At 62.4% G+C, this 14,387-nt stretch carries 10 protein-coding genes; 8 read left to right on the top strand and 2 right to left on the bottom strand.

Annotated elements, in window-relative coordinates; all coding sequences use genetic code 11:
• Nucleotides 1–49: 49 nt before the first annotated feature.
• The 6 genes from ygeW to OKB87_RS01390 all read left to right on the top strand — a co-directional run bounded on the left by ygeW (nt 50) and on the right by OKB87_RS01390 (nt 7,590).
• Complete coding sequence (gene ygeW / locus OKB87_RS01415; protein WP_011706019.1) at nt 50–1,237, top strand: knotted carbamoyltransferase YgeW; 1,188 nt, start codon at nt 50–52, stop codon at nt 1,235–1,237.
• Nucleotides 1,238–1,365: 128 nt separating this feature from the next.
• Nucleotides 1,366–2,565, top strand: coding sequence for a diaminopropionate ammonia-lyase (gene dpaL / locus OKB87_RS01410; RefSeq protein ID WP_270826203.1), 1,200 nt, complete (start codon nt 1,366–1,368; stop codon nt 2,563–2,565).
• 139 nt (nt 2,566–2,704) lie between these two features.
• The gene (locus tag OKB87_RS01405; RefSeq protein ID WP_270826202.1) at nt 2,705–3,922 is read left to right on the top strand and encodes a YgeY family selenium metabolism-linked hydrolase; all 1,218 of its coding nucleotides are present in this window, start codon (nt 2,705–2,707) and stop codon (nt 3,920–3,922) included.
• A 109-nt stretch (nt 3,923–4,031) separates the two neighbouring features.
• Nucleotides 4,032–5,456 (top strand): dihydropyrimidinase, encoded by a 1,425-nt coding sequence (hydA, locus tag OKB87_RS01400; protein ID WP_270826201.1) that lies wholly within the window; start codon nt 4,032–4,034, stop codon nt 5,454–5,456.
• 95 nt (nt 5,457–5,551) lie between these two features.
• Nucleotides 5,552–6,484: a carbamate kinase gene (gene arcC / locus OKB87_RS01395; protein ID WP_270826200.1), complete on the top strand. Its 933-nt coding sequence runs from the start codon at nt 5,552–5,554 to the stop codon at nt 6,482–6,484.
• Between the two features lie 182 nt (nt 6,485–6,666).
• Entirely contained in the window at nt 6,667–7,590 is a 924-nt protein-coding gene (locus OKB87_RS01390; protein WP_270826199.1) for a DMT family transporter, read from the top strand.
• A 146-nt stretch (nt 7,591–7,736) separates the two neighbouring features.
• On the opposite strand, the gene yqeB is transcribed toward OKB87_RS01390, so the two are convergent.
• Together yqeB and yqeC are read right to left on the bottom strand one after the other, a co-directional pair.
• The gene (gene yqeB / locus OKB87_RS01385; RefSeq protein ID WP_270826198.1) at nt 7,737–9,329 is read right to left on the bottom strand and encodes a selenium-dependent molybdenum cofactor biosynthesis protein YqeB; all 1,593 of its coding nucleotides are present in this window, start codon (nt 9,327–9,329) and stop codon (nt 7,737–7,739) included.
• Nucleotides 9,330–9,348: 19 nt separating this feature from the next.
• Entirely contained in the window at nt 9,349–10,197 is an 849-nt protein-coding gene (gene yqeC / locus OKB87_RS01380; RefSeq protein ID WP_270826197.1) for a selenium cofactor biosynthesis protein YqeC, read from the bottom strand.
• Between yqeC and mocA the strand changes: the two genes are divergently transcribed.
• Nucleotides 10,196–10,831, top strand: coding sequence for a molybdenum cofactor cytidylyltransferase (gene mocA, locus OKB87_RS01375; protein ID WP_270826196.1), 636 nt, complete (start codon nt 10,196–10,198; stop codon nt 10,829–10,831). The genes yqeC and mocA overlap by 2 nt on opposite strands.
• 420 nt (nt 10,832–11,251) lie before the next feature.
• Nucleotides 11,252–14,362, top strand: coding sequence for a putative selenate reductase subunit YgfK (gene ygfK, locus OKB87_RS01370; RefSeq protein ID WP_270826195.1), 3,111 nt, complete (start codon nt 11,252–11,254; stop codon nt 14,360–14,362).
• Nucleotides 14,363–14,387 lie beyond the last annotated feature (25 nt).

Raw genomic sequence — 14,387 nt, 5'->3', positions numbered from 1 at the left:
TGAGTGGAAGGGGAGCAATGCATTTCTCATCAACAGATTGGGGCTAACGATGAAAGCAGTGAACCAGTTAATCAAAGAGATCAATGAACTCAAGTCCAACCTGCATGAAAAAGACTTCCTGCTGACCTGGGAGCAGACCCCTCAGGAGCTGGCGCTGGTGCTCAAACTGGCGGAGGCCCTCAAGGGACTGCGCGCCGAAAACATCGCCACCAAGCTGTTCAATACCGGCCTTGGCATCTCGGTGTTTCGCGACAACTCCACCCGTACCCGTTTCTCCTACGCCTCCGCCCTCAACCTGCTTGGCCTGACCCAGCAGGATCTGGACGAGGGCAAGTCCCAGATAGCCCACGGCGAGACCGTCCGTGAAACCGCCAACATGATCTCCTTCTGTGCCGATGCCATCGGCATTCGCGACGACATGTACCTGGGGGCCGGCAACGCCTACATGCGTGAAGTGGGCGCCGCGCTCGACGAAGGGTTCGAGAAGGGAGTGCTGCCCCAGCGCCCGGCGCTGGTCAACCTGCAGTGCGACATTGATCACCCGACCCAGTCCATGGCTGATCTCGCCTGGTTGCAGGAGCACTTCGGGAGCCTCGAGAACCTCAAGGGCAAGAAGATTGCCATGACCTGGGCTTACTCGCCGAGCTACGGCAAACCGCTCTCCGTGCCGCAGGGCATCATCGGCCTGATGACCCGCTTTGGCATGGACGTGACCCTGGCCCACCCAGAGGGGTATGACCTGATCCCGGACGTGATCGAAGTGGCCAAGGAGAATGCCAAGGCCTCCGGCGGCAGTTTCCGCCAGGTTACCTCCATGGAAGAGGCGTTCAAGGATGCCGACATCGTCTATCCCAAGTCCTGGGCGCCCTATCAGGTGATGGAGCAGCGCACCGAGCTGCTGCGGGCCAACGATCATGCGGGCCTCAAGGAGCTGGAGCAGCATTGCCTGGCGCAGAACGCCAAGCACAAGGATTGGCACTGCACCGAAGAGATGATGGCCCTCACCAAGGGGGGGGAGGCGCTCTATATGCACTGCCTGCCGGCGGATATTTCCGGCGTCTCCTGCAAGGAAGGGGAAGTAAGTGAAGGGGTATTCGAGAAATACCGGATCGCCACTTATAAAGAGGCGAGCTGGAAGCCCTATATTATCGCCGCCATGATTGTCGCCCGTAAATTCTCGGCACCGGGCGCCGCCCTCGAAGGCTTGATAAAAGAGGCGCAAAAACGCGTCAAATAATGGCCTGGCCGGGCGGGAAATAAGTCCCGTCCGGCCGTCGTCATCACGCAGTTATTGTCACGGGTTCTCTCCCCGGGGCGCTTTTTCACTCGATGATCCCCGGCGAGATGACTCTTTGCGAGGTATTCATGTCCCAATTTTCCCTGAAGATGGAGATTGCCGATAACCGTTTCTTTACCGGTGAGTCGCTGCCCCTGTTTTCCCGTATCGAGGCGCAAAAGGCCCGCGCCTTTCATAAAAAACTGGCCGGTTATGAGCCCACCCCCCTGTGCGATCTGACAGCGCTCGCCGCCTATATCGGGGTGAAGAACATCCTGGTGAAGGATGAGTCCAAACGCTTTGGCCTCAACGCCTTCAAGATGCTGGGTGGCGTCTACGCCATCGCCAACCTGCTCTGTGAAAAATACGGGGTGGCGGTGGAGGATTTCACCTTCGATCTCATCAAGCGCACCATCAAGGAGCCGATGACCTTCGCCACCACCACCGACGGCAACCACGGTCGTGGCGTCGCCTGGGCCGCCAAGCAGGTGGGTCAGCATGCGGTGGTCTACATGCCCAAGGGCTCGGCCCAGGAGCGGGTGGACCACATTCTGGCGCTGGGGGCCGAGTGCATCGTCACCGACATGAACTACGACGACACCGTGCGCCTGACCATGAAGATGGCCGAGGAGCGCGGCTGGTACATAGTGCAGGACACCGCCTGGGAGGGTTACACCAAGATCCCGACCTGGATCATGCAGGGCTACGCCACCCTGGCCGACGAAGCGGTCGAGCAGATGCAGACCATGGGCATCAAGCAGCCCACCCACGTGCTGCTGCAGGCCGGGGTAGGGGCGCTGGCGGGCGGCGTGCTCGGTTATCTGGTGGACTGCTTCGGGGCGAAGAATCTGCACAGTATCGTGGTCGAGCCGGATCAGGCCGACTGCATCTACCGCTCCGGCGTGGCGGGGGAGATGGTCAACGTGGGGGGCGACATGCGCACCATCATGGCCGGTCTCGCCTGCGGTGAACCCAATCCCCTCGGCTGGCCGGTGCTGCGCGGCTGCACCACCCAGTTCATCTCCTGTCACGACAAGGTCTCGGCGCTCGGCATGCGAGTGCTCGGCAACCCCCTTGGCGATGATCCCCGCATCATCTCCGGCGAGTCCGGCTCGGTCGGCACTGGCGTGCTGGCGGCGGTGCGCCACCACCCGGATCGCGCGGCGCTGATGGCCCGGCTGGGGCTCGATGAGCAGTCGGTGGTGCTGGTGATCAACACCGAAGGGGACACCGACGTGGCCCATTACCGAGAAGTGGTGTGGGAAGGCAAGCACCCTGCCTGCGATTAACCCCGGCTGTGACTAATCCCTGCGAGAACAGAGACACGAATTGAAGCATTGATCGCGCCTCGCCAACGGGGTGCGGTAACGGGCACAGGGCGCTGCCGACGAACAGGCCGCGCACTCTCAGTTGTTATGGAGAATCACAATGAGCAAGCAAATTCCGTTTGAAATGGTGTTAGAGAAGGCCTACCAGTACAAGGCCGAGATGAGTCAGTTCCTGCGCGACATGATCGCCATCCCGAGCGAGAGCTGCGATGAAGAGCGCGTGGTGCTGCGCATCAAGCAGGAGATGGAAAAGGTCGGTTTTGACAAGGTGGAGATCGACCCCATGGGCAACGTGCTGGGCTATATCGGCCACGGCCCGCACCTGATCGCCATGGATGCCCACATCGATACCGTCGGTATTGGTAACCGCGCCAACTGGACCTTCGACCCTTATGAGGGGATGGAAGATCACGAGATCATCGGCGGTCGCGGCGCCTCCGATCAGGAAGGGGGCATGGCCTCCATGGTCTACGCCGGCAAGATCATCAAGGATCTGGGTCTGGAAGACGAGTACACCCTGCTGGTGACCGGCACCGTGCAGGAGGAGGACTGCGACGGTCTGTGCTGGCAGTACATCATCGAGCAGAGCAAGATCCGCCCCGAGTTCGTGGTCAGTACCGAACCCACCGACTGCCAGATCTACCGTGGTCAGCGTGGCCGCATGGAGATCCGCGTCGAGGTGCAGGGCGTCAGCTGCCACGGCTCCGCGCCGGAGCGCGGTGACAACGCCATCTTCAAGATGGGCCCGATCCTCGGCGAATTGCAGGAACTCAGCCACAACCTCGGCAACGACGACTTCCTCGGTAAGGGCACCCTGACCGTCTCCGAGATCTTCTTCACCTCCCCAAGCCGCTGCGCCGTGGCCGATAGCTGCGCTGTCTCCATCGACCGCCGCCTCACCTGGGGCGAGACCTGGCAAGGGGCGCTCGACGAGATCCGCGCCCTGCCTGCGGTGCAAGCCGCCGGTGCCGAGGTCTCCATGTATCAGTACGATCGTCCGGCCTATACCGGTCTGGTCTACCCGACCGAGTGTTACTTCCCGACCTGGAAGGTGGAAGAGGATCACATCACCGTCAAGACCCTCTCCAAGGCGTACACCCAGCTGTTCAACAAGGCGCCGGTGGTGGACAAGTGGACCTTCTCGACCAACGGGGTCTCCATCATGGGTCGCCACGGCATTCCGGTCATCGGCTTTGGCCCGGGCAAAGAGCCGGAGGCCCACGCGCCGAACGAGAAGACCTGGAAGGAGCATCTGGTCAAGTGCGCCGCCATGTACGCGGTGATCCCCATGCTCTATCTGGCCGAGCTGGACAAGTAAGGGGTCTGCCGGGCGGTGATGGCCATCACCGCCGGCTGTTGCAAGTGCCCCGTCTCCATTGAGGCGGGGCCTTGCTGTTTGACGCGATCGGATGTGCGAGGTGGTGGGGATGAAACGGCTGATCAAAAACGGTGTGCTGGTCGATGCGCAGGGTGAATATCGTCAGGATCTGCTGATCGAGAACGGGGTGATCCTTGAGCGCGCCGCCGCTATCGAGCCCGATGGCGAAACCGAAGTGATCGATGCCAGCGGCTGCTACGTGATGCCGGGCGGCATCGACGTCCACACCCACTTCAACATCGATGTCGGGATTGCCCGCAGTTGCGATGACTTTTTCAGCGGTACCCGTGCCGCCGCCTGTGGTGGCACCACCACCATCGTCGATCACATGGGATTTGGCCCGGCGGGGTGCAACCTGCATCACCAGTTGGCCCGCTATCACGACTATGCCGCCGATCAGGCCGTGGTCGACTACAGCTTTCACGGCGTCGTACAGCATGTGGATGACGCCATCCTCCACGAAATGACCGCCATGGTGCAGGAGGAGGGGATCAGCAGCTTCAAGCTCTATCTCACCTACCAGTACAAGCTGGGGGACCACGACGTGCTGCGCGCCCTGGCCCGCCTCAAGGAGGTGGGGGCGCTTGCCACCGTCCATCCCGAGAATGACGCCGCCATTGCGGCGCGCCGGGCGGCCCTGCTGGCCGCCGGCCACCATGAACCCTGGTATCACCCGCAAAGCCGCCCATTGGAGTGCGAGGCGGAGGCGATAGCCCGGATGATCAATCTGGCGGGGCTCGCTGGCAATGCGCCGCTCTATATCGTCCATCTCTCCAACGGCTTGGGGCTGGAGTATCTGAAACTGGCACGCCGCCAGGGGCAGCCGGTCTGGGTGGAGACCTGCCCGCAATATCTGCTGCTCGATGAGCAGTGTTATTACAAGGAGAACGGGGTCGACTATCTGCTCAGTCCGCCGCTGCGTGGACGTAGCGAGCAGGACAAGCTGTGGGTCGGTATCGCTGCTGGCGACATCGACACGGTGGCGACCGATCACTGCAACTTCTCCCACGCTCAGCGCATGACCCTCTCGGGCGGCGATTTCAGCCGCTGCCCCAACGGCTTGCCCGGGGTGGAGAACCGGATGCTGCTGCTCTTTGCCCACGGAGTGCTCGGCGGGCGCATCTCGCCGTCACGCTTGGTGGCGCTCACCAGCGCCAACCCGGCGCGCCTGTTTGGCCTCTGGCCGCGCAAGGGCAACCTGCAACTTGGGTCTGACGCCGATCTGGTGGTGATGGATCCCCGCGGTGACACCCTGATTTCTCACCCACTGCTGCACGACAACGGCGACTACAGCCCCTACGAGGGGATGCGTTGCCCCGGCCGGATCAGGCTGACCCTGAGTCGCGGCGAGATAGTGGCCCGCGATGGCGAGTTTCTGGGGCAACGCGGCCATGGCCGCTTTCTGGCCAGAGCTCCCTTTGACCCGGCCTTGGCGCCGGAGCTGCACTCGCCTTGCCCCGTGGTGGCAGGCTGACAATCCGTTCGAAACACGCAGTTCAGCAAGGTTATGTGAACAACGAAAGGTGGGCCGGTATCGCGCCGGCTTGTCCCCTCACTGGAGATAACAAGATGAAACAGCGAATCGTACTGGCCCTTGGTGGCAATGCGCTGGGCAACAACCTGCCCGAGCAGATGAAGGCGGTGCAGAGCACGGCGGGCACCATTGCCGACCTGATTGCCCAGGGGCACGAGATGGTGGTGACTCACGGCAACGGCCCGCAGGTGGGGATGATCCAGCAGGCGTTCGAGGTGGCGGCCCGCCACGATCCCAAGGCACCCCACCTGCCCATGTCGGTCTGCGTGGCCCTGAGTCAGGGGTACATCGGCTATGACCTGCAAAACGCCCTGCGCGAAGCCTTACTAGCGCGTGGTATCCACAAACCGGTGGCCACCCTGGTGACCCAGGTTGAGGTGGATAAAAACGATCCCGCCTTCCTCGACCCGAGCAAACCCATCGGTGGCTTCTTCAGCAAGGAGGAGGCGGAGGCGCTGATGGCACAGGGCGAGCGGCTCAAAGAGGACGCCGGTCGTGGCTATCGCCGGGTGGTGGCATCTCCCAAACCCGTCGACATCATCGAGAAGGAGACCGTCTCTGCCATGCTGGCCGCCGGTCAGGTGGTGATTACCGTCGGTGGCGGCGGCATTCCGGTGCTGCGCGAGGGCAATCACCTGCGCGGAGCCAGCGCGGTGATCGACAAGGATTGGGCCAGTGCCAGGCTGGCGGAGCTCATCGATGCCGACATGTTGATCATCCTCACTGCGGTGGAGAAGGTGGCCATCAACTTCGGCAAGCCCGAGGTGCAGTGGCTGGATCAGTTGAGCGTGGGGGATGCTCAGCGCTTTATCGAGCAGGGGCAGTTTGCCAAGGGATCCATGCTGCCCAAGGTGGAGGCGGCGCTCTCGTTCGCGACCTCCATGGCGGGGCGCAAATCCCTGATCACCTTGCTGGAGAAGGCCGCCGACGGCATTGCCGGCAAGACCGGTACCCTGATCAGCCTGTAGCCTCGTCTTTGATGGTTGCAAACAGGGGGCCCAAGGCCCCCTTTCTGTTGGCTGGTGCCAGGGATTGGCAGGCGGGAAGCATGGGTCGGCCAGCTCTTATCCGCAGTGGGCAGGGGGACGGCAGAGGAGTAAGATGGCGCCCCGAATGGTGGACGTACCGACCGCAGCAACAAGGCAGCACAATGAATAGCAAGTTGAACATGGCGGCGCTGGGGGGATTGGTCCTGCTCACCGCCATCTGGAGTTACAGCTGGATCGTGATGAAGCAGGTGATGCTCTACGCGGGGGCGTTCGAGTTTACCGCCCTGCGCTGCCTGTGCGGATCCCTGGTGTTGCTGCTGGTGCAGTGCCTGCGTGGCCGCCGTTATCTCAAACCCACCCCGTTTCGCTATACCCTCGCCATCGCCCTGTTCCAGACCTGCGGCATGGTGGGGCTGGCCCAGTGGGCGCTCATCAGCGGCGGGGCGGGCAAGGTGGCCATTCTGAGTTACACCATGCCGTTCTGGGTGGTGATCTTCGCGGCGCTCTTTCTCGGCGAGCGGATGCGCAAGCTGCACTATCTGGCAGTCGGGGTGGCGGCTTGCGGGCTGCTGTTGGTGATCGAGCCCTGGCAACTGCACCTGGATTCCATGAAGAGTGCACTGCTGGGGATTGCCTCCGGTATCTGCTGGGGGATCAGCGCCATCATCGCCAAGCGGATGTATGTCCGCCACCCCGCGGTGGATCTGATGTCCCTCACCACCTGGCAGATGATCTACGCCACCATTGTGATGGCCGTGGTGGCGGCGCTGGTGCCGGAGCGACCCATCGACTGGCAGCCCTATGTGTTTGGTGCGCTCGCCTACAGCGCCATCTTTGCCACGGCGCTGGCCTGGAGCCTCTGGTTGTTCGTACTGAAAAAGCTGCCGGCGGGGATCGCCGGGCTCAGCACCCTGGCGGTGCCGGTGAGCGGCGTGCTGCTCTCCTGGTGGCTGCTTGGTGAAAATCCGGGGCCGGTGGAGGGGAGCGGTATCGCCCTTATCGTGCTGGCGCTTCTCGTTATCAGCCGCAAGGGCAAGCGCTCCGTGGTGTCGGTGGCGGGGGAGACCCGGGCCAGGCAGGGCTAAGCCGATTGCCGGCAAAGTGACAAAAAGGGCTCGCCATCATGGCGGGCCCTTTTTGTTGGCGTGCTGGCTTATCTGCGTTGGGCCAGATGCATCATGGTCTCCAACACGGCGCCGCCCGTTGATGACGCGGGCCTTGCCGTTCGAGCTTATCTGCGCTGGGCCAGATGCATCATGGCCTCCAGCACGGCGCCGCCGATGGCGCGTGCCTTGTCCGATACCGTGGTAGCATCGGCCCGCTCGCCTCTGGGGTCGATGTCACCGATCTTGAAGCCGACGGTCACCTCGATGCCATCGCTGAGCAGCCCCCGCACCATGCCGGAGAGCGGCGCTATGATGGGGGCGTCCCCCACGTGGGCGATCACATCCCCCTCTTGCACCAGATCGCCGAGCTTGATAATGCTCTTCATCACCCCGGCGACGGGGGCGCGCACCACCCGGCGGGCGGAGTGTCCCTCGATCACCCCGGGAATGCCAGTATTGGGCTGGGCAGGGCCCTGATAGATGACCCGCCCCAGATGGTGGCCGCGGTTGGTCTCGATGACCGCATCGCAGTCGCGACCCGCCTCGAAACCCGGGCCGAGGGCCACCGTGATGGGGGCCATCTCCCTGTGGGTGCCGAGATTCTGCTTGGCGAGGATGGCATCCACCAGATAGCGGGGCTTGAGTTCGGCGAGGGTGGCGCAGTCGGGGTCAACCAGCAGCGGTATGACCCCCAGATCCAGCTGCTCGAACGCCTGCTCGACGCTCTCCACCCGCTTGGCACGTACCCCTTCGACGCGGGTTTCGCCGTCGAACATCCCCTGGGCGAAGGCGACAGTGCGGCGGATCACCGTTGGCTTGTCGAGATCCAGCATCACCACCTTGAAGCCGGCATTGTGCAGGCGCAGCGCCACCCCGGTAGCGATATCGCCTGAGCCGCGCATCACCACCAGCTGATCCCGCTTGAGGCGCACATCATCCTGCATCAGCCCACCCGATTTACCGTTTTTCACCTGCAGCAGCTCGGCGAGGATGCTGATGGCGATCTCCTCGGGGGTTTCAGCTCCGATGTTGTAACCGATGGGGGCGTGCAGCTGCTGCAGTTGCTCCTGGCTCACCCCTTGCTGGCGCAGCGCCTGGGTGAAGGTCTGCACCTTGCGCTTGCTGGCGAGCAGCCCCAGATAGGCGAGGGGACGGCTGATAAGCCGATCCAGCGCTTCCTTGTCCTGATGGTTGGTGGCGATGATGACGAAGTTGGCGGGCTCGATGGCCAGTTTCTCGATCACCGCGCTGATGGTATCGGCCTGCACCAGATGGGTACCGGCGGGGAAGAGGTCAGGGTTGAGGCTCCCTTCGAAGCAATCCCCTACATGGACATCAAAGCCGAGCGGCGCCGCGGCATGGGCCAGTGCCCGGTTGACGTGGCCGGCACCAATGAGCACCAGCCGTGGTCGCAGACCATAGACATCGATATAGACCGACATGGCACCACCGCAATCCGACCCGACCGCATGCTCGCCGTTGCGCGCCATCCGGCCGTGGAAGATGCGCGGCTTGCGCTCGGCAATGGCGGCCATGGCTTCCTCGATCACCAGCCGCTCTATCATGCCGCCGCCTATGGTGCCGAGGATCCGGCCATCGGCCATCACCAGCATCTGGGCCTGATGGCGCGGGGTGGAGCCGCGACTCTCGATGATCTGGGCCATGGCAAAGGGGGTGTTCTCCTGCTCCAGTCGGGCAGCGTGTGCAAACAGATTCATAAGGTACCTCGTATCATCCTTAACGGGTCAGCGACTGCGCGGCTTCGGGGGCAGGCCGACAGCAAACATGGTGAATGGCACCGGGTTCACGCACGGCCCCCTGCCAGATGGCGTGAAGCTCGGGGTGGCGCTGCAGCAGGTTTATCAGGGCGGGCAGCCACTGCTGCTCATTTTGATAATCGCCATTGATAAACCAGACTCGGCGTGCCCCGGGCGGGGTGCCCTTGAACGCCCCCTGGGGGTGGGCGATGAGCCGGTCAAACAGGGCCCAGTCGAGCCGTTCACCGGCCGCAATCCCGCACAGGGCCTGGAACTCGGCCCAGCGGTGGATCTGCGCCGGGTCGGCGCTGGCTCCCACCATGGCGCCGCCCACCAGGGCGATCACCCAATCACTGTGCTGAGGAATGCAAGGTTCGTGCAAAGCGGGCGCTTTCAATAACTTGTGATGGGCGCCGTCCGCCTCCACCAGGATGATGTCGAAGCGTTGCTGCCCCTTGAGCAGATCGATCTGCTGAGGGCTCGGCCCCACCGCCTTGCCGCTGGCCCGATCGAGGTGGCTGAACAGCACCAGTTGCATCGGCTCATCGGGCAGGGCCTGGCAGCGGGTCAGCTGCCGGATGGGGTCGGCCTCGATCAGCAGGGTGCGCCGAGAGGAGGGGGCGGGCAGAAACATCCGGGTGCTGGTGGTGAGCAGCACCTTCTTGCCCTGTTGATGGAAATAGTCGGCCAGCCAGAAGAGGGTGCTGGTTTTCCCCCCGGCGCCGCAAAGACTAATTAAAGTGGTACGCCCATCAATATTTTCGGTGAGCGGGTTTAATACACTCTCGATATTTGGCGAGGTGAGCAGAATAGGTGATGAAATAGCCATGGCGACGACCGATGAAAATAGAGGCGCGGTCAGTGAGAAGCACTGGCATTCGCGCGAGCGGTGTGACTGCCTAATTACGGCGGCCGGGCTCTCATCACGAATGGGCGCGTGGAAATTGATGCTACCGTATCGCCAGAGCACGATTCTTGATGAGAGTCTCAAAAATGCCCTGGTGCTGTGTGACCGGGTCATTCTGGTGGTGGGGCACCGCGCCGATGAACTGATCAGTCGCTACGCCAATCACCCCCGTATCCTGCTGGTACACAACCATGATTATGCACAGGGGCTCGGCAGCTCCATCCGTGCGGGACTCGCCGCCTGTAGCAGCGATCACCTCTTCGTGAGCCACGGCGATCTGCCCTGCATCCCCCCCGAGGTGTACCGCACGCTCTGGCAGGCGCGGGGGGATGAGACCCTCTTTCCCTCCTCTCAGGGGGAGGCGGGCCACCCCGTGCTGTTGCCCAGAGCCCTTGCCATGGCACTGGCGGCGGCGCCGGCACAGGGTTCGGTGCGCCGCTGGCTGCTGGCGCATCCCCATCGTTTTATCGAGGTGCAGAGCGCCGCCATCCTGCAGGATGTGGACACCCCGGAGCGCTATCAGGCGCTGCTGGAAAACGAAGCATTCGAGCGCTGAACGGGTCGGCTGGCAGAGGCTTGTCCGGCCTTGCTTTGCATATTTATCCCCTTGTCTAACCCGTTATCCGGGGCCGACAGCGGCCGTTATCATCCTGGCCGGCCTGATAATGGCGGCGGCCTCGCTCTTTATCAAACTGATAGCGCGCCGCGCCAAAGTGAGATCATTTTTAGCCGTGAGGGCGGCGTTTCCATTATTTAAACTCGGTGTTGATAGCCACTCTCATTGTCGAAACTGGTATCGGCTTTCGATGTTTTATTAATTGGAGGTGCCTCACGTTTTTATGGCTGAAAAATAAAAAGATCCGGCGCTGGCCTGATTGTTGCTCTTGTCAGTTTTAAGGGGCTTTTTATGCGTGGTTGTGGATGGGCCCCATTTATTCACCCTGTCAATGAGCAGTGCCGCTGCAAGGAGATCATCATGGGCGATATTATGCGACCCGTTCCCTTCAAGAACCTTCTGGTCCGTATCTTCTCGGAATATAAAGCGAGTCAATCCATCTTCGGCATTCCCGCCGCGCAATTCTATCGCAAGCAGGACGAGCGCAAGATCAAGGTGTTCGGTGAAACCTGCGAGACCCCCATCGGCCCGGCAGCCGGCCCCCATACCCAGTTGGCCCAGAACATCGTCACCTCCTGGCTGACCGGCGGGCGCTTTATCGAGCTCAAGACGGTGCAGATCCTGGACCGTCTCGAACTGGAAAAGCCCTGCATCGATGCCGAAGACGAATGCTTCAACACCGAGTGGTCCACCGAGTTCACCCTGCCCAAGGCGTTTGACGAGTATCTGAAAGCCTGGTTTGCCCTCTATCTGCTGGAGGAGGTGTTCGACCCGCGCCTTGAGGGAGAGGCCAAGTCCTTCATCTTCAACATGAGCGTGGGGTACAACCTTGATGGCATCAAACAGCCACCGATGCAGCAGTTCATCCACAGCCTGATGGATGCCGGCAGCAATCCGAAATTTGCCGAGTACCAGCAGGTGGTACGTGACCTCGTGGCCGACGAGCAATTTATCGCCGAGCTGGGGCTGGGGGCGCGGCGCGCTCGTCTGCAACAGCTGGTGGAGCGCATCCCGGCCAAGCTGGTGCACGGTGTCACCCTCTCCACCATGCACGGCTGCCCGCCCAACGAAATAGAGGCCATCTGCCGCTACATGCTGGAGGAGAAGGGGCTCAACACCTTCGTCAAACTGAACCCGACCCTGCTGGGCTATCCGCGGGTGCGCGAGATCCTCGACACCTGCGGCTTTGATTACATTGGGCTGAGCGAAGCGTCGTTCGATCACGACCTCAAGCTGGATCAGGCCAAGGCCATGCTGACCCGCTTGATGGTGCTGGGGGCCGAGAAGGGGCTCACCTTCGGGGTCAAGCTGACCAACACCCTTGGCACCATCAACCGCAAGGGGGCGCTGCCCGGCGATGAGATGTATATGTCCGGTCGGGCGCTGTTCCCGCTCTCCATCAACGTGGCGGCCGTGCTGTCCCGCGCCTTCGATGGCAAGCTGCCCATCTCCTACTCGGGCGGCGCCAGCAAGTTCAACATCAGCGATATCTTCGAGACCGGCATTCGTCCCATCACCATGGCCACCGACCTGCTCAAACCGGGTGGCTACCTGCGTCAGATCGAGTGCCTCAAAGAGATCGACGCCTCCGATAGCTGGGGTATGAGTCAGGTAGATGTCGAGAAGCTGGAGGCCCTTGCCGCCAAGGCGCTCACCATGGATTACACCCAGAAGGAGTGGAAGTCCGAGGATCGCATCGAAGTGGGTGGCGGCCTGCCGCTGACCGACTGCTACGTGGCGCCCTGCGTTACTGCTTGCGCCGTGCATCAGGATATCCCCGAGTACATTCGCCTGATGGGCGAGGGGGAATATGTCGCTGCCCTTGAGCTGATCTATCAGCGCAACGCCTTGCCTGCCATCACCGGCCATATCTGCGATCACCAGTGCCAGTACAACTGCACCCGTCTCGATTACGACAGCCCGCTCAATATCCGCGAGCTGAAAAAGGTGGCCCTCGAGTTGGGCTGGGAAGGGTACAAGGCGCGCTGGCACAAACCGGCAGGCAGTGGTGACAAGCACCCGGTTGCGGTCATTGGCGCCGGTCCGGCCGGTCTCTCCGCCGGTTACTTCCTGGCCCGTGCCGGTCATCCGGTCACCGTGTTCGAGCGCGAAGCGGATGCCGGTGGCGTGGTCAGGCACATCATCCCCGAGTTCCGCATCCCGGCCGAGCTTATCCAGCACGACATCGACTTTGTCGCCGCCCACGGGGTCAAGTTCGAGTTTGGTTGCGATCCGGCGCTCACCGTCGACAAGCTGCACGCCCAGGGCTTTACCTATGTCTTCGTCGGCATCGGCGCCGACAAGAATGGCGGCATGCGTCTCGAAGGGGGTCATGATCGGGTCTACAGATCTTTCCATTTCCTGCGCAGCTTCAATCAGGGCAAACCGCTGCCGCTGGGCCGCCATGTGGCTGTGGTCGGCGCCGGTAACACCGCCATGGACTGCGCCCGCGCCGCCCTCAAGGTGCCGGGTGTCAGCGATGTCACCGTGATCTACCGTCGCAGCGAAAAAGAGATGCCCGCCTATCGCGAGGAGTATCTGGAAGCGGTGGAGGATGGGGTGCGTTTCTGCTTCCTCACCAATCCGGAGCGCTTTGAGAAAGATGGCAAGCTCACTGTGAGGATGATGGCGCTGGGGGATCCTGACGAGCAGGGCCGCCGCCGTCCGGTGCCCACCGAGCAGACCGAGGTGATGCAGATGGATGCCCTGATCACCGCCATCGGCGAGCAGCCTGACTGCGAGGTGCTCAAAGCCATGGGCATTCCCCTTGGCAGCGATGGCTGGCCCGAGGTGGATGGCCAGACCGGCGAAACCAGCCGTCGCAACGTCTTCCTCATCGGTGACGTGCAGAGCGGCCCGTCCTCCATCGTCGGTGCCATCGGCGGTGCCCGCCGCGCCGCGGATCTGGTGCTGGCCCGTGAGCATATCGCCAGCCAGCAGCATGACGTGACCACCCAGCCGTCGGGCAAGGATGAGATCTACCGCCGCAAGGGAAACATCGCCGTCACCCTGGTTGACAAGGGCGAGCGGGAGGCCTTCGTGGCGCAGGAGGCGCACCGCTGCCTCGAGTGCAACTACCTCTGCAGCAAGTGCGTGGATGTCTGTCCCAACCGGGCCAACGTCGCCATCGCGGTGCCGGGCTTTAAGGATCAGTTCCAGACATTGCACCTGGATGCCTACTGCAACGAGTGCGGCAACTGCGCCCAGTTCTGCCCGTGGCAGGGCAAGCCCTATCAGGACAAGGTCACCATCTTCAGCCTGCCCGAGGACTTCGACAACAGCCGCAACCCCGGTTTCTATCTGGCGGGCGGTGGTGAGCTGCGGGTACGTCAGGGTGGCGAGACCTATCGCCTGACCATCGACGCCCAGAGCCGGATCAAGGATGCGCCAGCGGCCCTTGGCGACATGTGCCGCATCATCAGCCATGTCCACGCCCATCACCACTACCTGCTGGGGGCCGTCGAGGCCTGAGCGAACAACGAATAAGCGAAGGAGC

The sequence above is a fragment of the Aeromonas sp. Y318-1 genome, assembly GCF_027706125.1.
Classification (GTDB): Bacteria; Pseudomonadota; Gammaproteobacteria; order Enterobacterales; family Aeromonadaceae; genus Aeromonas; species Aeromonas hydrophila.
The sequence above is the reverse complement of the archived record's forward strand: the minus strand, read 5'-3'. Positions and strand labels throughout refer to the sequence as shown.

Coding starts and splice junctions, on each gene's coding strand:
- ygeW (WP_011706019.1), top strand. CDS start 50: ATGAAAGCAGTGAACCAGTTAATCAAAGAGATCAATGAACTCAAGTCC.
- dpaL (WP_270826203.1), top strand. CDS start 1,366: ATGTCCCAATTTTCCCTGAAGATGGAGATTGCCGATAACCGTTTCTTT.
- OKB87_RS01405 (WP_270826202.1), top strand. CDS start 2,705: ATGAGCAAGCAAATTCCGTTTGAAATGGTGTTAGAGAAGGCCTACCAG.
- hydA (WP_270826201.1), top strand. CDS start 4,032: ATGAAACGGCTGATCAAAAACGGTGTGCTGGTCGATGCGCAGGGTGAA.
- arcC (WP_270826200.1), top strand. CDS start 5,552: ATGAAACAGCGAATCGTACTGGCCCTTGGTGGCAATGCGCTGGGCAAC.
- OKB87_RS01390 (WP_270826199.1), top strand. CDS start 6,667: ATGAATAGCAAGTTGAACATGGCGGCGCTGGGGGGATTGGTCCTGCTC.
- yqeB (WP_270826198.1), bottom strand. CDS start 9,329: ATGAATCTGTTTGCACACGCTGCCCGACTGGAGCAGGAGAACACCCCC.
- mocA (WP_270826196.1), top strand. CDS start 10,196: ATGGCGACGACCGATGAAAATAGAGGCGCGGTCAGTGAGAAGCACTGG.
- yqeC (WP_270826197.1), bottom strand. CDS start 10,197: ATGGCTATTTCATCACCTATTCTGCTCACCTCGCCAAATATCGAGAGT.
- ygfK (WP_270826195.1), top strand. CDS start 11,252: ATGGGCGATATTATGCGACCCGTTCCCTTCAAGAACCTTCTGGTCCGT.